The organism is Brevibacterium senegalense (assembly GCF_000285835.1).
GTDB lineage: Bacteria > Actinomycetota > Actinomycetes > Actinomycetales > Brevibacteriaceae > Brevibacterium > Brevibacterium senegalense.
The window spans coordinates 37,351-60,113 of record NZ_HE978607.1 but is presented as its reverse complement, the minus strand read 5'-3'; the positions used below and the strand labels follow the sequence as shown (position 1 = coordinate 60,113).

At 70.8% G+C, this 22,763-nt stretch carries 18 protein-coding genes; 13 read left to right on the top strand and 5 right to left on the bottom strand.

Features of this window, described 5'->3' with window-relative positions; genetic code table 11:
• Positions 1-87: 87 nt before the first annotated feature.
• The 10 genes from ftsZ to nrdR all read left to right on the top strand — a co-directional run bounded on the left by ftsZ (position 88) and on the right by nrdR (position 11,207).
• On the top strand, positions 88-1,260 hold the full coding sequence (ftsZ, locus tag HGBR_RS12960; RefSeq protein WP_019159774.1) for a cell division protein FtsZ: 1,173 nt from the start codon (positions 88-90) through the stop codon (positions 1,258-1,260).
• Positions 1,261-1,313: 53 nt separating this feature from the next.
• Entirely contained in the window at positions 1,314-2,138 is an 825-nt protein-coding gene (gene pgeF, locus HGBR_RS12955; RefSeq protein ID WP_019159773.1) for a peptidoglycan editing factor PgeF, read from the top strand.
• A 38-nt stretch (positions 2,139-2,176) separates the two neighbouring features.
• Positions 2,177-2,692, top strand: a complete 516-nt coding sequence (locus HGBR_RS12950; RefSeq protein WP_019159772.1) for a cell division protein SepF — start codon at positions 2,177-2,179, stop codon at positions 2,690-2,692.
• Positions 2,693-2,822: 130 nt separating this feature from the next.
• Positions 2,823-3,122 (top strand): YggT family protein, encoded by a 300-nt coding sequence (locus tag HGBR_RS12945; RefSeq protein WP_019159771.1) that lies wholly within the window; start codon positions 2,823-2,825, stop codon positions 3,120-3,122.
• 128 nt (positions 3,123-3,250) lie between these two features.
• A complete protein-coding gene (locus HGBR_RS12940; protein ID WP_026077588.1) occupies positions 3,251-4,033 on the top strand; it encodes a DivIVA domain-containing protein in 783 nt (260 codons plus the stop codon).
• A gap of 175 nt (positions 4,034-4,208) precedes the next feature.
• Positions 4,209-4,790 carry a signal peptidase II gene (locus HGBR_RS12935; RefSeq protein ID WP_019159769.1) on the top strand — a complete coding sequence of 194 codons (582 nt, stop codon included), beginning with the start codon at positions 4,209-4,211 and terminating at the stop codon, positions 4,788-4,790.
• A complete protein-coding gene (locus tag HGBR_RS12930) occupies positions 4,787-5,716 on the top strand; it encodes an RluA family pseudouridine synthase (protein WP_019159768.1) in 930 nt (309 codons plus the stop codon). The genes HGBR_RS12935 and HGBR_RS12930 overlap by 4 nt, the downstream gene beginning before the upstream one ends.
• Positions 5,717-5,775: 59 nt before the next feature.
• Complete coding sequence (gene dnaE / locus HGBR_RS12925; RefSeq protein WP_019159767.1) at positions 5,776-9,330, top strand: DNA polymerase III subunit alpha; 3,555 nt, start codon at positions 5,776-5,778, stop codon at positions 9,328-9,330.
• Between the two features lie 20 nt (positions 9,331-9,350).
• Positions 9,351-10,718, top strand: a complete 1,368-nt coding sequence (gene hisD, locus HGBR_RS12920) for a histidinol dehydrogenase (RefSeq protein ID WP_051013438.1) — start codon at positions 9,351-9,353, stop codon at positions 10,716-10,718.
• A 3-nt stretch (positions 10,719-10,721) separates the two neighbouring features.
• Positions 10,722-11,207, top strand: a complete 486-nt coding sequence (gene nrdR / locus HGBR_RS12915) for a transcriptional regulator NrdR (RefSeq protein ID WP_019159765.1) — start codon at positions 10,722-10,724, stop codon at positions 11,205-11,207.
• 113 nt (positions 11,208-11,320) lie between these two features.
• Here the strand turns inward: nrdR and HGBR_RS12910 are convergent, their stop codons facing one another.
• Both HGBR_RS12910 and HGBR_RS17955 read right to left on the bottom strand, forming a co-directional pair.
• Positions 11,321-13,606 carry a HelD family protein gene (locus HGBR_RS12910; protein ID WP_019159764.1) on the bottom strand — a complete coding sequence of 762 codons (2,286 nt, stop codon included), beginning with the start codon at positions 13,604-13,606 and terminating at the stop codon, positions 11,321-11,323.
• A 120-nt stretch (positions 13,607-13,726) separates the two neighbouring features.
• On the bottom strand, positions 13,727-14,548 hold the full coding sequence (locus HGBR_RS17955) for a spermidine synthase (RefSeq protein ID WP_019159763.1): 822 nt from the start codon (positions 14,546-14,548) through the stop codon (positions 13,727-13,729).
• 145 nt (positions 14,549-14,693) lie between these two features.
• On the opposite strand from HGBR_RS17955, the gene HGBR_RS12900 reads away from it, so the two are divergent.
• Together HGBR_RS12900 and HGBR_RS12895 are read left to right on the top strand one after the other, a co-directional pair.
• Positions 14,694-15,860 (top strand): DUF4192 family protein, encoded by a 1,167-nt coding sequence (locus HGBR_RS12900; RefSeq protein ID WP_019159762.1) that lies wholly within the window; start codon positions 14,694-14,696, stop codon positions 15,858-15,860.
• Positions 15,861-16,077: 217 nt separating this feature from the next.
• On the top strand, positions 16,078-17,547 hold the full coding sequence (locus HGBR_RS12895; RefSeq protein ID WP_026077587.1) for an RNA polymerase sigma factor: 1,470 nt from the start codon (positions 16,078-16,080) through the stop codon (positions 17,545-17,547).
• A 99-nt stretch (positions 17,548-17,646) separates the two neighbouring features.
• Here HGBR_RS12895 and HGBR_RS12890 read toward each other — a convergent pair whose 3' ends face one another.
• Positions 17,647-18,414 carry a VOC family protein gene (locus HGBR_RS12890; RefSeq protein ID WP_019159759.1) on the bottom strand — a complete coding sequence of 256 codons (768 nt, stop codon included), beginning with the start codon at positions 18,412-18,414 and terminating at the stop codon, positions 17,647-17,649.
• 43 nt (positions 18,415-18,457) lie between these two features.
• Positions 18,458-19,396, bottom strand: a complete 939-nt coding sequence (locus tag HGBR_RS12885; protein ID WP_019159758.1) for an N-acetylmuramoyl-L-alanine amidase — start codon at positions 19,394-19,396, stop codon at positions 18,458-18,460.
• 118 nt (positions 19,397-19,514) lie between these two features.
• Between HGBR_RS12885 and HGBR_RS12880 the strand changes: the two genes are divergently transcribed.
• The gene (locus tag HGBR_RS12880) at positions 19,515-21,647 is read left to right on the top strand and encodes a DNA gyrase/topoisomerase IV subunit B (protein ID WP_019159757.1); all 2,133 of its coding nucleotides are present in this window, start codon (positions 19,515-19,517) and stop codon (positions 21,645-21,647) included.
• Between the two features lie 6 nt (positions 21,648-21,653).
• On the opposite strand, the gene HGBR_RS20255 is transcribed toward HGBR_RS12880, so the two are convergent.
• A complete protein-coding gene (locus HGBR_RS20255) occupies positions 21,654-22,544 on the bottom strand; it encodes a M56 family metallopeptidase (RefSeq protein WP_019159756.1) in 891 nt (296 codons plus the stop codon).
• Between the last annotated feature and the right edge of the window lie 219 nt (positions 22,545-22,763).

Here is a 22,763-nt window from a genome sequence, read left to right as displayed (position 1 = left end):
CCCAGTCGTTGCACTCGGAGGGCTGGACCAATAGCGTCGACCCCATATCGAGCTATGCCCATCCCCAGGGTCGAAAGAGGAACCGACGTGGCTGAATTCCAGAGCGCAGGAGCTGACATCAAGGTCGCCGGCTGCGGCGGCGGCGGCGTCAACGCCGTCCAGCGGATGATCGACGTGGGCCTGCGCGGCGTCGAGTTCATCGCGATCAACACAGACGCGCAGGCACTGCTGCTGTCCGAGGCGGATCTCAAGCTGGAGATCGGCCGCGAACTGACCCGCGGTCTGGGCGCCGGCGCGGATCCGGAGGTGGGCCGCAAGGCCGCCGAGGACTCCGAGGACGCGATCCGCGAGGCGCTCGAGGGCGCCGACATGGTCTTCGTGACCGCCGGCGAGGGCGGCGGCACGGGCACGGGATCCGCTCCCGTCGTCGCCCGCATCGCCCGGTCGCTGGGCGCGCTCACGATCGGCATCGTGACCCGCCCCTTCACGTTCGAGGGCCGCCGCCGGTCCGCGCAGGCGGAGGCGGGCATCCGCACGCTGCGCGAAGAGGTCGACACCCTCATCGTCATCCCCAACGACCGACTGCTGTCCATCTCCGACCGCAACGTGTCGCTGCTGGACGCCTTCAACTCGGCGGACGAGGTCCTGCGCTCCGGCGTCCAGGGCATCACGGACGTCATCGCCGTCCCCGGCATCATCAACCTCGACTTCGCGGACGTGAAGGCGGTCATGCAGAACGCGGGCACCGCGCTCATGGGCATCGGCGCCGCGACCGGCGAGGACCGGGCGGTGCAGGCGGCGGAGGCCGCGATCGCCTCGCCGCTGCTGGAAGCCAGCATCGAAGGCGCCCACGGCGTGCTGTTCTACGTGCAGGGCGGGTCCGACCTGGGCATCTTCGAGGTGAACGAGGCCGCACGACTCGTGCAGGAGGCAGCGCATCCGGAGGCCAACATCATCTTCGGTGCGGTCATCGACGACAATCTGGGCGACGAGTGCCGCATCACGGTCATCGCAGCCGGCTTCGACGTGCCGGCTTCGGAGACGCGCGACGCCCCGGCCGTCGGCCGTGCGGAGGAGCCGCGCGCCGCGGTCGAGCAGACCCAGGAGCGCGCGGCGGAGGAGCCCGCCGTCCTGCAGGGCGAGGACGCTCCCACCCCGCTGCGCCCCGCGCCGGCGCGCACGGATGACCTGCCGCAGTCCCTGCCGGACGAGTCGCGCTACGACAGCTCCGACCTGGACATCCCCGATTTCCTGAAGTGACACGCGCGCGAGCGCTCCGCACGGAGGGCGCTCGCGTCGCAGAGGGAGGCGCAGTGCTGGGACACCGCCTGGATCTGGTGGGCGCGGCCGGTCGCGCCCATCTTGCCTTCACCGATCGCCACGGCGGATACGGTGCGGGCCCCTACGGCAGCTTCAACCTGGCGCTGCACGTGGGCGACGAACCGTCGACGGTTGCCGCCAACCGTGCACTGCTCGGTCAGGCGCTGGGCCTCGACCGCATCAGCTACGTCGACCAGGTCCACGGCACGACCGTGCACCCGGTCACCGCGGACACGGACACCGGAGACTCGGCCGGATCCGGCGACGCCCCACCCCCGCAGGCGGACGCGCAGGTGACGACGCTGCCGGGGGTCGGCCTCGCGATCCTCGTGGCGGACTGCACGCCGGTCCTGCTGGCGGCACCTGACGAGGGCGTCGTCGCCGCCGTCCACGCGGGGCGGCAGGGCATGGCCGGCGGCGTCGTCGGCGCGACCGTACGCGCGATGCGCGAGCGCGGAGCCACGCGGATCGAGGCGGCGATCGGTCCGTCGATCGGGCCCCGCAGCTACGAGGTGCCCCTGGATCTGCGGGACGAGGTCGCGGCCGCGCACCCGGTGACGGCCTCGGTGACCCGGTGGGGCACGCCCGCACTGGACGTGGCGGGGGGAGTGGCGGAACAGCTGCGCAGCGCCGGCGTGGGGATCGCGCACTGGTCCGGGGCGTGCACGGCGGAGTCCTCCGACCTGTTCTCCTATCGCCGCGACGGCACGACCGGACGGTTCGCGGGTGTCGTGTGGTTCACGCCCGCGGAAACCGCGACACACCCGCGCGCCTCAGCTCCGACGGGCCGCCCCTCCGGTAGTTTCGTCAGAGAGTGAGCACAGGGCTCGGCACGAGCACAGCCGAAGGAGACGATATGTCCGCAATGCGCAAGGTCGCCAGTTACCTCGGCTTCGTCGAGGAGGAAGAGGAGCAGCACGTCCGCGGACGTGAGGCCCGCGACGGCTACGATGTCCACGACGACGAGTTCGGTGCGGACGACTACGACGGCTTCGAGGAGGAGAACCGTCCGGTGGTCCAGTCCGCACCCGCAACCGTCTCACCCATCCGGACGTCGGTGCGTCCCGTCGAGACGGCCCCCGCTGGCTCGTTGCGCACAATCCGCACGATCCACCCGCGCAGCTACAACGACGCGAAGGCGATCGGCCAGGCGTTCCGCGACGGTGTGCCGGTCATCATGGACCTCTCCGCGATGGACGAGGCGAACTCGAAGCGACTCGTCGACTTCTCCGCCGGTCTCATCTTCGGCCTCCACGGCTCGATCGAGAAGGTGACCGGCAGCGTCTTCCTGCTCACCCCGGAGCAGATCTCCGTCTCGACGGAGACCCAGGAGCGCGAGGACGAGCAGGCCAGCTTCTTCAACCAGAGCTGACTCCGGGAGCGGCCGCCCACCTTCGCCGCCTCCCAGGTTGCCCCCGTAGAGTGGGGCACCAGCAGCGTCGCCGGACCGCCGTGCGCGGGCGCCGGCGTTGCTCGTCCGCACTCCGATTGAAAGTGACACCGTGCTCAGCACCCTCCTCAACCTCGCCGGGACCCTGCTGAACCTCTACGTCTTCGTGCTGCTGGCCCGGGTCGTCATCGACCTCATCCAGGTGTTCGCGCGCGATTGGCGACCCACCGGCTTCGTGCTGGTCCTGTGCGAGCTCGTGTTCACCCTGACGGACCCGCCGGTCAAGTTCGTCCGCCGGTTCATCCCGCCTCTGCGGCTGGGCGGCGTCGCACTGGACCTGGGCTTCATCATCGTGTTCATCGGCGTCCAGTTCCTCGCCAGCTGGCTGTTCTACCTGGCCGCGGTGCTCTGACCGGGGACGAGGCGCGCGGAAACCCACTGCGCGGCGCGCGACACACGCGCATCGATGCGGTATCGTGACCATCAGCTCGGCTGTCCGCAGTCGAAGTGCCACATTGTTGTCGAGAAGAGGTTGGCCTCATGGCGCTCACGCCTGAAGACGTAGTGAATAAGCGGTTCCAGCACGTCAAGTTCCGCGACGGATACGACCAGGACGAAGTCGATGACTTCCTCGACGAGGTCGTCGTCGAACTGCGTCGTCTCTACCAGGAGAACGACGAGCTGAAGCAGAAGCTGTCCGCTGCGGAGGCGCGCCTGGAGGGCACGGAGACCGCGACGACGGACGCGCCCGCGCAGGATCCGGCCGCCACGCAGGCGATGCCGGCCGCGGTGCCGGCTGAGGAGAACGCAGCCCCGGCCTGGGGTGAGGCTCCCGCCGCGCAGCCGGAGGCCCCGGCCACGCCGCTCGTCGCTCCGCAGGAGCCCGCACAGTCGCAGGAGATCCCGGCCGCGCCGGCCGCAACGCCCGCCGCAGCCGCGGAGGAGCAGCCGGTCGACACCGAGTCCGCCGCGCCGCTCGCCGGTCACGGCGACTCCTCGCACGGTCTCATCGCACTCGCGCAGCGCGTGCACGATGAGCACGTGGCTGAGGGCGAGCGTCGTCGCGACGAGCTCATCGCAGAGGCGGAGGCCCGCGCGTCGTCCATCGTGGGCGAGGCGGAGAAGAAGCGCGACGCGACGCTCACCGCGCTGGAGACGCAGAAGTCGGACCTCCAGCGCGAGATCGACACCCTGCAGAACTTCGAGCGCCAGTACCGCACGCGCCTCAAGAGCTACCTCACGGATCAGCTGCGCGACCTGGAGAACTCCGGATCGCTCGCACCGGAGACGCTCAGCGGAGACAGCGCACGCCGCTCGATCTGATCGCAGCTCCGGGGAGCCCACTCCCCACCGGACGGAGGTCCCGGCCCCAGTCGGCCGGGGCCTTCGCCCATTCATGCCCGGACGCCGCACCATGCGGCACTCCGTCGTGCATCCCGCCTAGACTGTTCCCGCGCGTCCGTCCCCGGTCGTGCCGGCACCCCACGAGAGGACCCCGATGACACCCGCCCCCCAGCGCGCCGCGGCCCCCCGGTCCGGTGGGCGCCTGCGCGCACTGCTGTACTGCGCGGCGGTGCTGGTCGTCGTGCTCGACCAGATCACGAAGCAGATCGCGGTCGCCGCACTGGAGGGACGGCCGCGGATCCCCATCGTGGGCGACCTGGTGGGTTTCCAATTCCTGCGCAACGACGGCGCGGCCTTCGGGATGGGGTCGAACGCCACGTGGGTGTTCACCGTCATTGCCCTTGTGGTGTTCGTCGTGATCCTGTGGGCGGGACGGCGTCTTGGTTCGACCGCGTGGGCCTGGGCGCTGGGACTTCTGCTGGGCGGTCTGACGGGGAACCTCATCGACCGCCTCGTGCGCCCGCCGGAGTTCTTCCACGGCGCAGTGGTCGATTTTATCGACCTCTACTTCTTCGTGTGCAACATCGCGGACATCGCGATCACGGGCGCGGCCTGCGTCCTCATCGTCGTGTCGTTCCGTGGGATCGGACTGGACGGACGGCTGGAGGCCGACCGCGACGGCTCCGCCGGGCAGGCGCCCGCCGCGCGGGGCGCGGAATTGGAGGACCGCTCATGACCACACGTTCCCTGCTGGTGCCGGAGGGGCTCGACGGTGAACGGGTCGACGTCGCGCTCTCCCGGGCGCTGGGACTCTCACGGACCGCAGCCGCCCAGATCGCAGAGGACGGGGGCGTCGAGCAGGACGGTGCGCCGTTGGGCAAATCCGACCGAGTGTTGGCCGGATCGCGTCTGGACGTCGTGCTGCCGGAGCCCGCCCGTCCGCTGGAGATCGTGCCGGAGCCCGTCGCCGGCATGTCGATCATCCACGAGGACGAGGCGATCATCGTCGTCGACAAGCCGGTGGGCGTCGCCGCCCACGCGGCCGCCGGCTGGAGCGGCCCCACCGTCATCGGCGGACTCGCCGCGGCCGGCCACACGATCGCGACGTCCGGGGCGGCGGAGCGGCAGGGGATCGTGTCCCGGCTGGATGTGGGGACCTCGGGCGTCATGGTCGTGGCGAAGGGCGAGCACGCGTACTCCGTGCTCAAGCGGGCCTTCAAGGAGCGCACCGTGTCGAAGACGTACCACGCGCTGGTGCAGGGGCTGCCGGATCCGGTCGTGGGGACGATCGACGCGCCGATCGGGCGCAACCCCCGCCGCGACGGCCTGTATGCGGTGCGCAGCGACGGCAAGGAGGCGGTCACGCACTACCAGGTGCTCGAGGCGTTCCGGTCCGCGAGTCTGCTCGAGGTCGATCTGGAAACAGGCCGCACCCACCAGATCCGCGTCCACATGTCGGCGACCAAGCATCCGTGCTGCGGCGACCTGCCGTACCACGCGGACCCCGTGCTGGCGGCGCGGCTGGGTCTCGAAAGGCAGTGGCTGCACGCGGTGCGCCTGGGGTTCGAACATCCGGAGTCCGGCGAGTACGTCGAGTTCGAGAGTCCATATCCGGACGACCTCCAGCACGCCCTCGATGTGCTGGAGGCGGACCAGGGATGAGCCGCTCGTGACGCGGGCGCACACGGCAGCAGACACGATCGAGTGAAGGGTTCGACGCGATGAGCTCGGATTTCGTCCACCTCCACGTCCACACGGAGTATTCGATGCTGGACGGGGCCGCCCGGTTGGGCGACCTCATGGCCGCCGTCAAGGCGCAGGGCCAGTCGGCACTGGCCACGACGGACCACGGCTACCTGTTCGGCGCCTTCGACTTCTGGCAGCAGGCGACGAACGCGGGGATCAAGCCGATCATCGGCGTCGAGGCGTACGTGACGCCCGGCACCGCGCGGACAGACAAGACGCGCGTCAAGTGGCGCACGGACGAGTCGCAGAAGGGCGACGACGTCTCCGGTGGCGGTGCCTACACGCACATGACGCTGCTGTCGAAGAACAACACGGGCATGCAGAATCTGTTCCGCGCCTCATCGCTGGCCTCGCTCGACTCCGCGTTCGGCAAGTGGCCCCGCCTGGACCGGGAGCTGCTGAGCACGTACTCGGAGGGCCTCATCGCGACGACGGGCTGCCCATCCGGCGAGATCCAGACCCGCCTGCGGCTGGGTCAGTACGACGAGGCGAAGCGGGCGGCGGGGGAGTACCGCGACCTGTTCGGCGCGGAGAACTACTTCCTCGAGCTCATGGACCACGGTCTCAGCATCGAGAAGCGCGTGACGAAGGACCTGCTGCGCCTTGCGGACGAGCTTGATCTGCCCCTGCTGGCGACGAACGACCTCCACTACACGAACGAGTCGGATGCGAAGGCGCACGAGGCGCTGCTGGCGATCCAGTCCGGCTCGAAGCTCATCGAGCCCACGTACGACCAGGGCGGGTCGCGCTTCGCCTTCTCCGGGACCGGGTACTACCTCAAATCCGCGGCCGAGATGCGCAGCCTCTTCCGCGAGCTGCCGCAGGCGTGCGACAACACGCTCCTCGTCGCGGACATGTGCGAGGTCTCCTTCGACACGAGCGCCAACTACATGCCCAAGTTCCCCACGCCCGAGGGCGAGGACGAGACGTCGTGGCTCATCAAGGAGGTCGACCGCGGACTCCACTACCGGTACCCCGGCGGGATCCCGGACGAGGTCCGCAAGCAGGCGGACTACGAGCTGGACGTCATCATCGGGATGGGCTTCCCCGGCTACTTCCTGGTCGTCGCGGACTTCATCAACTGGTCGAAGGACAACGGGATCCGCGTGGGGCCGGGCCGCGGCTCCGGCGCCGGCTCGATGGTCGCCTACGCGATGCGCATCACGGACCTGGACCCGCTGCAGCACGGCCTCATCTTCGAGCGCTTCCTCAACCCGGAGCGCGTCTCGATGCCCGACTTCGACGTGGATTTCGATGATCGCCGCCGCGGCGAGGTCATCGAGTACGTGACGCGCAAGTACGGCTCGGAGTACGTGTCGATGATCGTCACGTACGGCACGATCAAGACGAAGCAGGCGCTCAAGGACTCCGCGCGCGTGCTGGGCAAGCCCTTCAGCATGGGCGAGCAGCTGACGAAGGCGCTGCCACCGGCCGTCATGGCCAAGGACATCCCTCTCAAGGACATCGAGGACACGAAGGCGCCCCGCTACAACGAGGCCGGCGAATTCCGCGGCCTCCTGGAGACGGACGCGGAGGCCCGGGAGGTCTACGAGACGGCGAAGGGACTGGAGGGGCTGAAGCGCCAGTGGGGCGTCCACGCCGCCGGCGTCATCATGTCCTCGGAACCGATCATCGACGTCATCCCCATCATGCGCCGCTTCCAGGACGGCCAGGTCATCACGCAGTTCGACTACCCCACGTCCGAGGGCCTGGGCCTCATCAAGATGGACTTCCTGGGGCTGCGCAATCTCACGATCATCTCCGACGCGATCGAGAACATCCGGCACAATCGGGACACCGAACTCGACCTGGAGAATCTGGAGCTGGACGATCCGGAGGCCTACCGGCTTCTGGCGCGCGGCGACACGCTGGGCGTCTTCCAGCTGGACGGCGGTGGCCTGCAGGGCCTGTTGCGGCTCATGCAGCCGGACAACTTCGAGGACATCTCCGCGACCCTGGCCCTCTACCGCCCGGGCCCCATGGGCGCGGACTCGCACACGAATTACGCGCTGCGCAAGAACGGGCGCCAGGAGATCACGCCCATCCACCCGGAGCTCGCAGAGCCCCTGGCGGAGATCCTCGACACCACTTACGGCCTCATCATCTACCAGGAGCAGGTGATGGCGATCGCGCAGAAGGTCGCGGGCTACAGCCTGGGCCAGGCGGACATCCTCCGCCGCGCGATGGGCAAGAAGAAGAAGGCGGAGCTCGACAAGCAGCAGGCCGGCTTCTTCGGCGGTATGAAGGACAACGGATACTCCGAAGCCGCCGCGCAGGCGCTCTGGGACATCCTGCTCCCGTTCTCCGACTACGCGTTCAACAAGGCCCACTCCGCCGCGTACGGCGTGGTGTCGTACTGGACCGCCTACCTCAAGGCGCACTACCCGGCTGAGTACATGGCCGCACTGCTCACGTCCGTGGGCGACAACAAGGACAAGCTGGCGCTCTACCTGAACGAGTGCCGTCGCCTGCACATCACGGTGCTGCCCCCGGACGTCAACGAGTCCCACTCGAACTTCACCCCGGTCGGCTCGGACATCCGCTTCGGCATGGGCGCGGTGCGCAATGTGGGGCAGAACGTGGTCGAGGGGATCGTCACGGCCCGCGGGGACAAGGGCTCGTTCACGACCTTCGGCGACTTCCTGGACAAGGTGCCGGCGCACGTGTGCAACAAGCGCACGATCGAGTCGCTCATCAAGTCGGGGGCCTTCGACTCGCTGGGCGATTCCCGCCGTGCCCTCGTCGAGGTGCACGAGGAGGCGGTCGACGCGGTCATCGGCGTCAAGCGGCAGGAGGCGCACGGGCAGTTCGACCTGTTCGCGGGTCTGGGCGGTGATGACGACTCCGGTTCCGACTTCACGGTGCCGGTGCCGCAGCGGCCGGAGTGGGAGAAGAAGGAGAAGCTCGCGTTCGAGCGGGAGATGATCGGGCTCTACGTGTCCGACCACCCTCTCAACGGTCTGGCGGGCGTCCTCGCGTCGGAGTCGGACGTGTCGATCGCGGAGCTCATCGACCCGGACGGCGGTCGCCCCGATCGGTCGCAGGTGACGGTCTGCGGGATGATCACGGACGTCCAGCGGAAGGTGTCGAAGAACAACGGTCGCCCCTACGCGATCGTGACCGTCGAGGACCTCGAGGCGTCCGTGGAGATCATGTTCTTCGGCGACGCCTACGAGCCGGTCGCGGGCATCCTCGCGACCGACCTCGTCATCGCCGTGACGGGTCGGGTCCGCACCTCGGACGACCGTCCGCTCAGCATCATGGCGCAGTCGATGACGATCCCGGACGTGACCGATCCCGCGGACCGGCCGCTGTCGATCTCGATGCCCATGGAGAGGTGCACGGAGCCGGTCATCGAGCGCCTGGGCGCGATCCTCGACTCCCACCGGGGGCCCACGGAGGTCCGTCTCACGCTCACCCGTCCGGGCCGCCGGTGCGTCATGCGCCTGGACCGTCGCTACCGCGTCGACCTGGGGCCCAGTCTGTTCGGGGACCTCAAGGCCCTCCTGGGACCCAACTGCCTGCAGTGAGCGCGGACCGGGGCACTAGGATGGTGCGGGTGGAACCACTCGTGCACACCCCGCTCATCGACCTGCGCGGCTCCGCCCTGGACCGCCGCGCGCTGCGCGCCCGCCTGCCGCGCGCCCAGGCGTCGCAGAACGCACCCGTCGAGACCGTGCGTCCGCTGCTGGACGACATCCGCGAGCGAGGCCGTCCCGCGGTCGCGGAGGCGACGGCCCGTTTCGACGGGGTTGAGACCGGCTCGTTCCGCGTCCCCGCGGATGCTCTGCGGGAGGCAGCCCGCCGGTTGGACCCGGCCGTGCGAGCGGGTCTGGACGAGGCGATCGCGCGGGTCCGCGTGGTGTCCGCCGCCGAGGTCCCCGCGCCGCGGACGGTGGAGGTCGCCACCGGCGCGCGCGTCACGACGCGCCACCTGCCCGCGGACCGGGTGGGGCTCTACGTCCCCGGCGGCCTGGCCGTGTACCCCTCGTCGGTCGTCATGAACACGGTCCCCGCGCAGGAGGCTGGGGTCGGCTCGATTGCGCTCGCGTCCCCGCCGCAGCGGGAGACGGGCCTGCCGCACCCCACGGTTCTGGCCGCCGCGCACCTGCTGGGACTCGACGAGGTGTGGGCGATCGGCGGTGCGCAGGCGATCGGCGCCTTCGCCTACGGCTTCGCGGATGCGGACGGCCGGCAGGACAGTGCGGAGGCGCTGGAGCCCGTCGACATCATCACCGGGCCGGGCAACGCCTACGTCGCGACGGCGAAGTCGCTCGTCCGCGACCGGGTGGGCATCGACGCGGTCGCGGGGCCCACGGAGATCATCGTGCTGGCGGATGCCGCGGCGGATCCGCTGCTCGTCGCGGCGGACCTCGTCAGCCAGGCGGAGCACGACCCGCTGGCCGCCGCCGTCCTCGTGACGGAGTCCGTGGAGCTGGCCCGCGCGGTCGATGAGGCGCTGGGGGAGGCGATGGACCGGGCCGTCCACGCGGAGAGGATCCGCACGAGTCTCTCCGGGGCCCAGTCCGGCATCGTCCTCGTCGACTCGCTCCAGGCCGGCGAGACGGTCGTGAACGCGTACGCCGGTGAGCACGTCGAGCTGCACGTCGCGGACCCGGCGGCGGTCGCCGCCCGGATCACGAACGGGGGAGCGGTCTTCGTGGGCGCCCATTCCCCGGTGGCGCTGGGCGACTACATCGCCGGCTCCAACCACGTCCTGCCCACGTTGGGCACCGCCGCCTTCGGCGACTGCCTGTCCGTCCACGCGTTCCTGCGCGTCAGCCAGGTCATCGAGTACTCGCGCGATGCGCTGGCCCAGGTCGCGGACCACATCACCGCGCTCGCGGAGGCGGAGAACCTGCCCGCGCACGGCGCGTCCGTACGCGCGCGGTTCACCGCCACGACCCCGGAGGGCTGAGACATGCACTGCCCGTTCTGCCGCCACCCCGACTCCCGGGTCGTCGACTCGCGCACTGCGGAGGACGGCTCGTCCATCCGCCGCCGTCGCCAGTGCCCGCAGTGCGGCAGGCGGTTCACGACGATGGAGGCCACGAGCCTGTCCGTCATCAAGCGGTCCGGGGTGTCCGAGGAGTTCTCCCGGCAGAAGATCGTGACCGGCGTGCGCAAGGCCTGCCAGGGTCGACCGGTGGGTGACGACGATCTGGCGAAGCTCGCACAGCGGGTGGAGGAGAAGATCCGGGGGCTGGGTGTCGCGGAGATCGATGCCGATGAAGTGGGGCTCGCGATCCTCGAGCCGTTGCGCGAACTCGATCAGATCGCCTACCTGCGCTTCGCCAGCGTGTACCAGGGCTTCGATTCCCTCGAGGACTTCGAGGCCGCGATCGCGTCGCTCCGCAGGGACCTCCAGGTGCGTGCGGAGGAGTCCGCGGCGACGTCCGACGGATGACCTGGGCCCGCAGGTGCGAAAACGGGCGCAGGTGTGTGTAAGATGAAACCGCGCACCGACGGTGCGCCCGCCGCCGGCGGCATCGGAGGGGAAGCCGACGCCGCCGGCGGTTCTCATTCAGCCGGAGTGTCCTCGAAGTAGGAGTCCAGCAGCGACGGGTTCGCAGCCAGGATGACCAGTCGCGACATCGAGCGGGTCAGCGCGACGTAGAGGGCGCCCACGCCGGAGTCCGTCGGGGTGTCGCCGCCCTCGGAGCCCGGCGCGATGAGCGCGGGCTCGACGACCAGCACCGCATCGAACTCCAGTCCCTTGACCTCGTGCGGGGTCAGCACTGCGACCCGACGATCGATCGCAGTGGGTCCGTAACCCACATGCGCGGCCTGCAGGACGTCCTCCGCAGCGCCGTCCGCGACCGGGGGCAGCGACGCCGCGAGCGTGTGCTCGACGAGCTCCAGGAGCCCGTCGGGGACGATGACGGCGACTCGACCGCCCGCGACGGCGCGGGCCTCCTCCGCGAGGATCCGCGGCAGCGTGTCCGCCAGACCGGAGACGGAGTCGTACCGCAGCAGCCGGGGTTCGCTGTCGCCCTCGCGGACCGATGCGGGCAGGGCGAGGTCCGGGAACCGGTCCGCCAGCAGCGCATTCGCCGGCCGCATGATGGACCGCGGGGTGCGGTACGAGACGGTGAGCTCCTCGAGGCCGAACCGGTCGCCCACGTGCGGGGCCAGGATCGTGTGCCACGTGCGCGTCGGATCTGCGGCGGTGGCCTGCGCCAGGTCGCCCACGAGCGTGGCGGACTTGCTGGGCACGCGCCGGAAGAGGAGCCGCAGCTGCATGGGGCTGAGCTCCTGCGCCTCATCCGCCACGAGGTGGCCGAACGTCCATTCGCGGTCGTGCGCCGCACGATCCGCGATCGCCTGCGCGGGATCCGCACCCGCGTAGCGCTGTGCGAGCTGCTCGGCGCCCACCATGGCACCCGTGCCCGTCATCTCGACGACGGCCTCGGCGTACTCGCGCTCGGCGTCCTCGCGATTGGCGGTGGGCGCGGACTCGGTGCCGATGAGCTCCGCGATCTCGTCCAGCAGTGGAACGTCCTCGACCGTGATCGGCGCGCCCTTGGGCCGCAGCAGCGCACGCGTCTCCGCCGCGCGGAGCACACCGGAGGTCGCATGCGTCAGGCGGTGCTGCTTCGACAGGAGGGCGTCCAGCACGCCCGCCGGGGTGAGCGGCAGCCAGCACAGGTTGACGGCGACGCGGACGTCGCGGGCGGCGCGCAGATCGTCCAGCAGCTCCGGGAGGCGCTCTCCGGGGGAGTCCATGCCCTGGGCGTGCGCCAGTCTGTCCGCGAGCGTCCGCAGCAGGGCCTGCACGAAGGCCGTGCGCGCGGCGTTGTGGACGTCGCCGGTGCGGCGGGCGCGCTCGCGCGCAGAGCGCACGTCGGCGGGTGTGAGGACGATCGTGTACGGTCCCACCTTCAGCTGCTGATCCTCGCCGGGCACCCGCTGGTACGAGCGCACCATGCGCCGGATGACGTCGACCATCCGCAGATCGCCCTTGACGGCGGCGACTGCGGGGGCGTCCCGCAGCGTCGTGTCGACGCCGGGCGTGAGCTGTCCGGGGGTCAGGAGCACGGCACCCGTCTCGCCCAGCGAGGGGAGGACGCGCTCGATGTAGCGGAGGAAGACCGGGGAGGGGCCCACGAGGAGCACACCGGACTTGGCGATCCGCTCGCGGTGGCGGTAGAGGAGGTAGGCGGCGCGGTGCAGCGCCACGGCGGTCTTGCCGGTGCCCGGACCGCCCTGCACGACGAGCGTGCCCGCGAGGTCCCGGCGGATGATCGCGTCCTGCTCCCCCTGGATCGTCGCGACGATATCGCCCATGCGACCCGTGCGGCGCGCACCCAGGGCGGCCATGAGCGCGCCCTCGCCCTGCAGGCCGCTGCGCTCGTCCTCGGTCAGACCCGCTGCGTCCAGGACCTGGTCCTCGACTCCGGTGACCGTGCGACCGCGGGTGGCGATGTGGCGGCGTCGGGTCAGCCCGGCGGGCTGGGCGGGCGTGGCCCGGTAGAACGGCTCCGAGGCCGGTGCCCTCCAGTCCATGAGCATCTGCTGCCGGTGGGCATCGGAGAGGCCGATCCGCCCCACGTACGTCGTCTCGCCGGACGCCGTGTCGATGCGTCCGAAGCACAGCCCCTCCTCCGCGGACTGGTAGCGGATGAGCGTGTCCTCGTACATGGTGGCGAAGGCGTCCCGCTCGGAGCGGTTCTGGTGGTGGCCGCCCACCTTCGCACGGCGGACGGCGTCCAGGGACGCGCGCGTCTCCGCGCGCAGCTCATCGAGCCTGCCGTACAGGGTGTCGATCCGCACCTGCTCGTGCGCGATCTCGCGTCGCTCAGTCATAGCGCCTTTCTGACGATTCGGGCAGTCCATTATCCCGCACGTGTCCAGTGGGTCGGTGCCCGGGCGGCGCAGTGGGATCGGGAATTCACCCGTTGTCCACTGGGAGGCTGTCGACACGCCTCAACGGCCGGGTTCAGTCGGCCCCAGGTGCGACAGCAGTCGTGCCCCGGTGCGGACCTCGCAGTCGGCTCTGCGCGCGGCGCGGCCCAGCGCGTCGAGGTCGATGTCCGCGTCCGTGGCGACCACGACGACGTTGCCGCGGCGACGCCTGCGGAAGCGGGTGGGGTCGACCAGCGCCGCGACGCGGGAGAACCGCGTGCGCAGGCCGTCCACCTCCGTGCGGAGGGCGCTGCGCCGCGGGTCGTCGGCCACGTTCGCGACGTACGCGCCCGTCGGCTTGAGCGCGGAACGGGCGCTGTCGAACCACTCCGTGGTCGTGAGCGCCGCGGGCGTGGTGTCGCCGGCGAACGCGTCGCGGACGACGACGTCGAGGCTCTGCGGACGGAATCGGGCGATCTCCGCAGCGCCGTCGGCCGCACGGATGGCGAGCCCGGGTGCGCGGGGCAGATCGAGGTGGGTGCGCACCCACTCCACGAGCGCCGCGTCGATCTCGACGACGGTCTGCCGCGAGCCGGGACGGGCCTGGTCGAGATATCGCGCCAGCGCGCACGCGGCGCCCCCGATGTGGACGGCGCGCACGGAGGCCCCGCCGGGATGCGTCGCGTCGAGCGCCGCGGCGATCCACCGCAGGTAGTCGAAGTCCAGCGCGCGGGGGTCGGTCGCGCGGTACGGCGAGGACGGGACGCCGTTGACGGTGAGGACGTACTGGTCGACGGTGCCCGGGACCGCGTCGAACGAGGCGGTCCCGGTGTCGACCGGGATCGGGCCGGTGGGCGGCGGGGGCCGGTCCCGGGAGCGGGTGCGGGGACGACGGGCGGACACCGGACCAGGGTAGCCCGCCGCCGTGCGTCACGGCGCGGGCCTTCCGCGGTCCGGGGTGCGCACACGGTGCGGGGGAGCACCGGGGGCCGATCCACAGCCGGGGCGGATCCTCCGCCGGCGCCGGTGGACGGCGTGGACTTGCGGCATGGACGCACAGAGAATCACACCCGGCACCCAACTCATCGGCACGATCCCTCCCGCGCTGGGATACGTGCCCCGCGACTCCCTGGTCCTCGTGACCGTGGAGGTGGCTCCCGGCGGGAGGGAGGGAGTCGTGGGACCCAGCCTGCGGTTCGACTTCGGACCCCTCGACGTCCGCGACTTCACAGCGACGGCGGTCCGGAACTGCCTCGAGCAGGTGCGGACCCTCACCCGGGCGGACATGATCCACCCCGTCGTCTTCAGCGATCCAGTGGCCCGCTTCCACCTCGACTGGGACGAGCGGGATCCGGCCCACGACGAGGAGCTGGGCTTCATCGACGTCGTCAGTGATGCGCTCCGCCGACTGCGGGTCGTCCTGGAGGACAGCGGATACCGCGTGCAGGACGCGCTGTGGGCCGGGTGCTCCGCGACCGGCGGCCTCCGCAGGCCGGAGATGACGGAGAGGAACGTGGACCTGGCGAGTGCGGGACCGCCGCAATCCGGCGGCGGACCGGGCGTCGCAGTGGCGGCGAGCTTCGAGGACAGCGTGCGGCTGCCGGAGCCGGATGCGGGTCTGCGCGCGGCGGTCGAGGCGCTGCGCCGTGAGGCCTTCACCGACGGCGAATGCGCCGACGGACTGCTGGCGGAGGCGCTCCTGCTGGAGGCGCGCGCGTTGATGCGCGAGGAGTTCCTGCCCCCGGAGGACGTCCTGGTGCCCGATCCGCTGGCCGTGCTGGCGGTGGAGCGGCTGTGCGACCGGGGCCGGGACCGGGACATCATCCAGCTGCTGCTGTCCGGCGATCATCCGGACTTCGATCCGTGGAGTCTGCGCGATCTGGCGCCGGGGGAGTTCCTGGGGTATGCACGGGGGATCCTCGCGGACGGGACCGCTGCGGCGCAGGCGGCCGGTCTGTCCCCGCACCCGCCGCGTCAGGCGTCGTTGGCGGAGTCGATCGAGTGGCTGCGCCGATGCGCGGAGCTGGTGGGAGCCGAAGCGCGCGCGGACGTGCTGGCGCTGCTCGCCTGGTTCGAGTGGGCACGCGGACGCATGTCGTTCGCGCAGCACTACGCGGAGTGCGCCTGTGAGGAGCAGGAGGACCATCGGCTGGCGGGCATGCTGCGGACCGCGGCCGGCACCGGCATGCCGCCGCGGTGGCTGCGGGAGCTCTGACGGGCGGGACGTGCCGCGGTACCGGTACCGTGGGAGCGGTTCCGTGCTCCGTGAAGGTCCTTCGATTTGGGTGCGGGGGAATACCGTGCAAGGATGGAGTGTTGACCCGGTCGAACACGATTGCCGGAGGTCCATTCCTCCGCGCAGTTTGACTTGGGTCTTACTGGTGCCCGTGAGGGGACCGGTGGCCCTCCGCTCTCTGCCGAAAGGTTCGCACGTGCCCACGAAGGATACGGGAAGCTCGAGCGCTCAGACCAGCAGTGACGGGGCTGGTACGACGACGCGCACGACCGCTGCGAAGAAGACGTCAACCGCGAAGAAGACCACCACGACCGCGGCGAAGAAGACGTCAACCGCGAAGAAGACGTCGACCGCGAAGACGACCGCGACGGCCGCGAAGTCCACTGCCGTGAAGTCGTCGCCGGCGAAGTCCACGACGACCGCGGCGAAGTCGACGGCCGCGAAGAAGACGACTGCTTCCAAGGCCACCGCCGCGAAGAAGACGACTGCTTCCAAGGCCACCGCCGCGAAGAAGACGACCGCCGCGAAGAAGCCCACGACGACGGATGCGAAGGCCGCCCCGGAGAAGGACGGTGACGAGGTCGCGACGACCGCGACCGTCGATCTCGTGGCGGACGAGGTCCACCCGGACGAGGCGACGGAGACCAAGAACGCGGTCGAGGAGGAGAAGGACGAGGAGGTCAAGGAGGCTGGCGGCTTCATCGTCTCGGACGCAGACGACGACGACCAGCCCGCTCAGCAGGTCGTCTCCGCAGGGGCGACCGCTGACCCGGTCAAGGACTACCTGAAGCAGATCGGCAAGGTCGCGCTGCTGAATGCGGCGGAGGAGGTCGACCTTGCGAAGCGCATCGAGGCGGGCATGTACGCGGACCACCTCGTCAAGCAGGGCGAGGTCTCGGAGCCCAAGCTGGTGCGCGAGTACCAGTGGATCATCCACGACGGCCGCATCGCGAAGAACCACCTCCTCGAGGCCAACCTCCGTCTGGTCGTGTCGCTGGCCAAGCGCTACACGGGCCGCGGCATGCTGTTCCTGGATCTCATCCAGGAGGGCAACCTGGGACTCATCCGTGCGGTCGAGAAGTTCGACTACACGAAGGGCTTCAAGTTCTCCACGTACGCGACGTGGTGGATCCGTCAGGCGATCACCCGCGCGATGGCGGACCAGGCCCGGACGATCCGCATCCCCGTCCACATGGTCGAGGTCATCAACAAGCTGGCGCGCGTCCAGCGCCAGATGCTGCAGGATCTGGGTCGGGAGCCCACGCCGGAGGAGCTGGCGAAGGAGCTCGACATGACGCCGGAGCGCGTCATCGAGGTCCAGAAGTACGGTCGCGAGCCCATCTCGCTCCACACGCCCCTGGGTGAGGACGGCGACTCCGAGTTCGGCGATCTCATCGAGGACTCCGAGGCGGTCGTGCCGGCGGACTCCGTGAGCTTCACACTCCTGCAGGAGCAGCTGCACTCCGTCCTCGACACGCTCTCCGAGCGCGAGGCCGGTGTCGTCTCGATGCGGTTCGGCCTCAACGACGGCCAGCCGAAGACCCTCGACGAGATCGGCAAGGTCTACGGCGTGACGCGTGAGCGCATCCGCCAGATCGAGTCGAAGACGATGGCGAAGTTGCGCCACCCGTCGCGCTCGCAGGTCCTGCGCGACTACCTCGACTGACCCGTCCGCGCAACGCTCCGCAGGCGACGAGCCCTGCACCCCGGCCCGGGTGCAGGGCTCGTCGCGTCGGGGATCCGGGCGCGGCGTGGGGGTGGGGTGTCAGTCCCGCGCCGGGGTCACGAGCGTGAACGCGGCGTTCTGCGCGTCGATGAAGCGACCCACGCGGCCGTGGTGCGAATCGTGGGGCGGGGCCAGGACGTCACCGCCCAGCTCCTGCACCCGCTCGACGAGCGCATCGACGTCGTCGACCAGGATGTGCGCCTCCCAGTGCGGCGGGACGGACACCCCCGTCGCGTCGAAGATCCCGCCCACGCGCCTCCCCGCGCGGTCGATCGCCCAGTAGCCCTGCTCCGCCTGCGTCGACAGAGCCGGCACCTCCCAGTCGAAGACCGCGGTGTAGAAGTCGCGGACGTCCGGCGAGCCGGCGAACAGCTCCGCCCACGCGACCGCCCCGGGCGTCCCGTGCGCCTGCAGTGCCCGGTCGTCGTCGTACTCGAGCACGCCGAAGGCGGTGCCGGCGGGGTCCGCGACGAGCGCGACACCCGCGGTGCCGTCGAACTCGGGGATCGCCATGAGCGCCTGCCCGCCCGCATCGTCGACCGCCGCCAGGTGCGCGGACAGGTCCTCGACCCGGAAGTACACGGACCAGAAGGCGGGTCCCTGCTGACCGGGCGGCTGCTCACTCACGCCCGCGACCCGGTGGCCGTCCGCGTGTGCCGCGGACCCCAGTCCCAGCGGCCCGCTGCCGGAGAACTCCCACCCCAGCAGCGCGGAGTAGAACTCCCGCGCCGCGTCCGGAGCGGGCGAGCTGAGCTCGAACCAGCAGGTGGTGCCCACGGGCGGGTCGAAGGGGGGTGGCTGCGTCACTCTGTCTCCTGCTGCGGTCGGGGGTGGTGATCGGTGTGCCAGTCTAGGGCTCCTGCGTGACGAGGGTGTCGGTGAGCGCCGCGACGATCGCCGCTGCGATCCGCTCCTGCCCGGCCTCGGACGCCAGCAGCGTGGCGTCCTCCGCGCTGCGCATCTCGCCGGCCTCCAGCATGACGGCGGGCACCGATGCGTGGTTGAGCGTCGCCAGATCGTCGCGGACGACGGGGCTGTCGTAGGCCGGGTTGCCCGTGAAGTCCTGCGCCTCGAGCTCCTCGACGAGTGCGCCGCCCAGCTCCTCCGACACCTCCGCCGTGCCCTCGTCGCCGCGGTCGCCGGCCGGAGCCGCGATGACGTGGAACCCGCGGGCCGAGCGGTCCTCGGTCCCGTTCGCGTGCAGGCTGACGAGGGCGTCCGCGTCGTCCGCGAACGTCCCGCGCTCGTCGACGCACGGGCCCACCCCGTCGTCGGAGTCACGACTCAGCACCACCGTCGCCCCCGTCTCCTCGAGCGCGTCGGTGAGGACCTGCGCGGTCTCCCAGTTGAAGCGGTGCTCCGGGTATCCGTCGTCAGTCTGCGTCCCCACGGTGTTGCACGCCTTCGTGCCGCCGCGCCCATCCGGCACGGGCGCGTTGATCGCCGCGGGGTCGCCGCTGTTGCCCCCGTTGTGCCCGGGGTCCACGGCGATGACGAGTCCGTCGAGGGTAGCCGCCTCCGCGCTGGGGGACGCCGGCGCCGAGGCCGTGGTCTCGTGCTCGTCCGCGGTGGGCTGTCCGGATGCGGACTCCGACGAGGCGGTCTCCGCAGACCCCTCCGAGGAGGGGCCGTCGCCCTCGTCGCCGCTCGGCCCGGATCCGCACGCGGTGACGGTCAGTGCGAGGACGAGCGCGGGGAGGGCCGACGACAGCGGGCCGCGACGCGACCGCGGCGGGCGACGGCGGCCTCGGCGACGGTGCGGAGTGCGGGCGGGAGCGGTGGGGTCCACGCCTCGCAGTATGCCGCATGACTGCCGGTGGCGGCGCGCCACGGCCCACCCGATCCGCGGTCCCACGCCCTCACCCCACTAGAATGAGGCGTCGGTTCCACGGGGGAGAGGAGTGTCGATGGCACGCAAGGCGACGAAGGACGCGGAGGACGCCTACGACGCGAGGCACCTGTCCGTCCTGTCCGGCCTCGAGGCCGTGCGCAAGCGCCCCGGCATGTACATCGGCACGACGGACACCCGCGGCCTCATGCACTGCCTGTGGGAGATCATCGACAACTCCGTCGACGAGGCGCTGGGCGGCTACGGCACGACGATCGAGGTCACGCTGTCGAAGGACGGCTCCGTCACGGTCGCCGACTCCGGTCGCGGCATCCCCGTCGACATCGAGCCCCGCACCGGCCTCACCGGCGTCGAGGTCGTCATGACGAAGCTGCACGCGGGCGGCAAGTTCGGCGGCGGATCGTACTCCGCGGCCGGCGGCCTGCACGGTGTGGGCGCCTCCGTCGTGAACGCACTCTCCTCCCGCCTCGACGTCGAGGTCACGCGCGGCTCGAAGGTGCACCGCATGTCCTTCCGCCGCGGCGAGCCCGGCCGCTTCGACGACTCGTCCGGCACCGCCTCCCCGGACAACCCCTTCACCCCCTTCACGGAACCCACGGGACTCGAGATCGTGGGGAAGGCGAAGCGCGGCGCCACCGGGACTCGCGTCCGCTACTGGTCGGACCCCCAGATCTTCCTGCCCGACGCGCAGTTCCAGTACACGGAACTGGCGGACCGAGCCCGGCAGACCGCGTTCCTCATCCCCGGCCTGGGCATCACCATCACGGACGAGCGCGGCATCGTGCGCGACGAGGCGGGCGAGGTCATCGAGACGCGGACGGAGGAGTTCCGCTACGAGGGCGGCATCTCCGAGTTCGTCGACCACCTGGCCGTCGACCCCGGCCTCACGGACGTGTGGCGCTTCAGCGGGCAGGGCACCTTCACGGAGACCGTGCCGGTGCTGGACGACGACGGCCGCATGGTGTCGACGGACGTGACCCGGGACGTGGGGGTCGATGTCGCGGTGCGCTGGGGCTCCGGCTTCGAGACCCGGGTCAAGAGCTTCGTCAACATCATCGCCACGCCCAAGGGCGGCACTCACGTCGCGGGCTTCGAGCAGGCGCTGCTCAAAACCGTCCGGAAGGCCGTCGACGCGAATGCGCGCAAGCTCAAGGTGGGCAAGGACAAGGTCGAGAAGGACGATGTGCTGGCGGGTCTCACCGCGGTCGTGACCGTCCGCCTGGCCGAGCCCCAGTTCGAGGGCCAGACGAAGGAGGTGCTGGGCACCGCGGCGGTGCGCCGCATCGTCGCCCAGACGATCGAGCGCGAGCTGGGCGCTCAGCTGGAATCCTCCGCCCGACAGACGAAGGCACAGGCGGGACAGCTGCTTGAGAAGGTCGTCTCGGAGATGAAGGCGCGCATCTCCGCGCGCACACACCGGGAGAATCAGCGGCGCAAGACCGCGCTGGAGTCCTCGTCGCTGCCGGCGAAGCTCTACGACTGCCGCGTGAGCGAACCGGAGTCGACGGAGCTGTTCATCGTCGAGGGCGACTCCGCGATGGGCACGGCGAAGGCCGCCCGCGACTCGGAGAACCAGGCGCTGTTCCCCATCCGCGGCAAGATCCTCAACGTGCAGAAGGCATCGGTGGCGGACATGCTGGCGAACACGGAGTGCGCGGCCCTCATCCAGGTGGTGGGCGCCGGCGCAGGCCGCAGCTTCGACGTGGACGCCGCCCGGTACGGGAAGGTCATCATCATGACCGACGCGGACGTGGACGGTGCGCACATCCGCACGCTGCTGCTCACCCTCTTCTTCCGCTACATGCGGCCGCTCGTGGAGGCCGGCAGGGTCTTCGCCGCCGTCCCGCCGCTGCACCGCATCGAGGTGGTGACCGGGCGCGGGAAGCCCAACGAGATCGTCTACACGTACGCGGAGGCGGAGCTGACGGCTCTCCTCAAACGGCTGGAGAAGCAGAAGAAGTCGTACAAGGAGCCCATCCAGCGCTACAAGGGCCTGGGGGAGATGGACGCGGACCAGCTGGCGGAGACCACGATGGACCCGTCGCTGCGGAGCCTGCGCCGCGTCACGATGGCGGACGTGGAGGCCGCGGAGCGGACCTTCGCCCTGCTCATGGGATCCGAGGTCGCGCCGCGCAAGGAGTTCATCGTCGCCGGCGCCGCAGAGCTGGATGCCCAGCGCATCGACGCGTGAGCCGTCTCAGCTGTAGACGATCGTCCCGATGAGGATGAGCGGGGGGACCGCGGCGAGGCAGACGGCGTAGATCGAGGCCCGGATCCGCGGGCGCGCCGTGTCCGGGTCCAGCGGCTGCGACAGGCGCTCGATCCGGACGTTCGTCAGCTGCACGTCGTGGTGCCGGGTCGAGCCGTCCTGTCCGTCGGCGACCTTCGTGAGCGCCCGGACGAACGCATCCTCGGAGACCGTGCGGCGCGCGGCGTCGTCGGCCATGATCTCGATCGCCGCGCTCACGGACTCGAGCGCCGTCGACGTGGCCGGGAGGAGCGGCAGGGTCCGGTGCCACGAGGCGAACGGCAGGGTCAGGAGGTTGTGCCGCAGGTGCAGATGCTGGCGCTCGTGGGCCAGGACCGCCTCGCGCTCATCGTCGGTGAGCAGCTGCAGCAGACCGGTGGAGATGACGGTCGTTCCCGCGCCGCCGGCCACGGAGTAGGCGATCGCGTGGTCCGTGTCGATGACCCGGGTCTCCGGCTGGCCGCCGCGGGAGCTGGAGACGAGGGCCAGGGCCTCGCGGTGCCGGCTGCGCAGGATCTGAGCCTTCCGCGCTTCCCAGGCCAGGGACGCCAGCAGCAGGAGCAGGAGCCCCAGGCCCGCCACCAGCGGCACCCAGTGCCACCAGCGCATTACCTGGGTCACGGGTCCGGAGGTGGCGGACAGCAGCGGGGCCAGGGCGAAGGCGATGCAGGCGGAGATGAGGGAGAAGCCGCCGGCCAGTCCCACCGCCTGCCAGACGATGATCGACGCGACGGGGTCCGCCGCACGGCGGTGGCGCTGCTGCGAGGCCGCGATGGCGACCGGGACGGGCCAGGCGAGCACGGCGGCCAGGACGAGGAGGGCCAGTCCGACGACGGTCATGGGAGCGGGAGAGCGAGTCCGGTCGAGTCCGGGTGAGCGCGATGCGGGTGGGGGCGAGCGGGGCCGGGCAGCCGCGGGGCCGTCCGCACGCGGATCAGCCCACTTCGGTGCGGCGCAGGCGCGAATCCAGGACGCCGCGCAGGAACGCGGTATCGGACAGCGAGACGGTGCCCAGGAAGCGGGCGAGCACCGCGCGGCGATCGCCGGCCTGGTCGAGGA

Coding starts and splice junctions, on each gene's coding strand:
- HGBR_RS12950 (WP_019159772.1), top strand. CDS start 2,177: ATGTCCGCAATGCGCAAGGTCGCCAGTTACCTCGGCTTCGTCGAGGAG.
- HGBR_RS12940 (WP_026077588.1), top strand. CDS start 3,251: ATGGCGCTCACGCCTGAAGACGTAGTGAATAAGCGGTTCCAGCACGTC.
- HGBR_RS12935 (WP_019159769.1), top strand. CDS start 4,209: ATGACACCCGCCCCCCAGCGCGCCGCGGCCCCCCGGTCCGGTGGGCGC.
- HGBR_RS12930 (WP_019159768.1), top strand. CDS start 4,787: ATGACCACACGTTCCCTGCTGGTGCCGGAGGGGCTCGACGGTGAACGG.
- dnaE (WP_019159767.1), top strand. CDS start 5,776: ATGAGCTCGGATTTCGTCCACCTCCACGTCCACACGGAGTATTCGATG.
- hisD (WP_051013438.1), top strand. CDS start 9,351: ATGGTGCGGGTGGAACCACTCGTGCACACCCCGCTCATCGACCTGCGC.
- nrdR (WP_019159765.1), top strand. CDS start 10,722: ATGCACTGCCCGTTCTGCCGCCACCCCGACTCCCGGGTCGTCGACTCG.
- HGBR_RS12910 (WP_019159764.1), bottom strand. CDS start 13,606: ATGACTGAGCGACGCGAGATCGCGCACGAGCAGGTGCGGATCGACACC.
- HGBR_RS12900 (WP_019159762.1), top strand. CDS start 14,694: ATGGACGCACAGAGAATCACACCCGGCACCCAACTCATCGGCACGATC.
- HGBR_RS12880 (WP_019159757.1), top strand. CDS start 19,515: ATGGCACGCAAGGCGACGAAGGACGCGGAGGACGCCTACGACGCGAGG.
- HGBR_RS20255 (WP_019159756.1), bottom strand. CDS start 22,544: ATGACCGTCGTCGGACTGGCCCTCCTCGTCCTGGCCGCCGTGCTCGCC.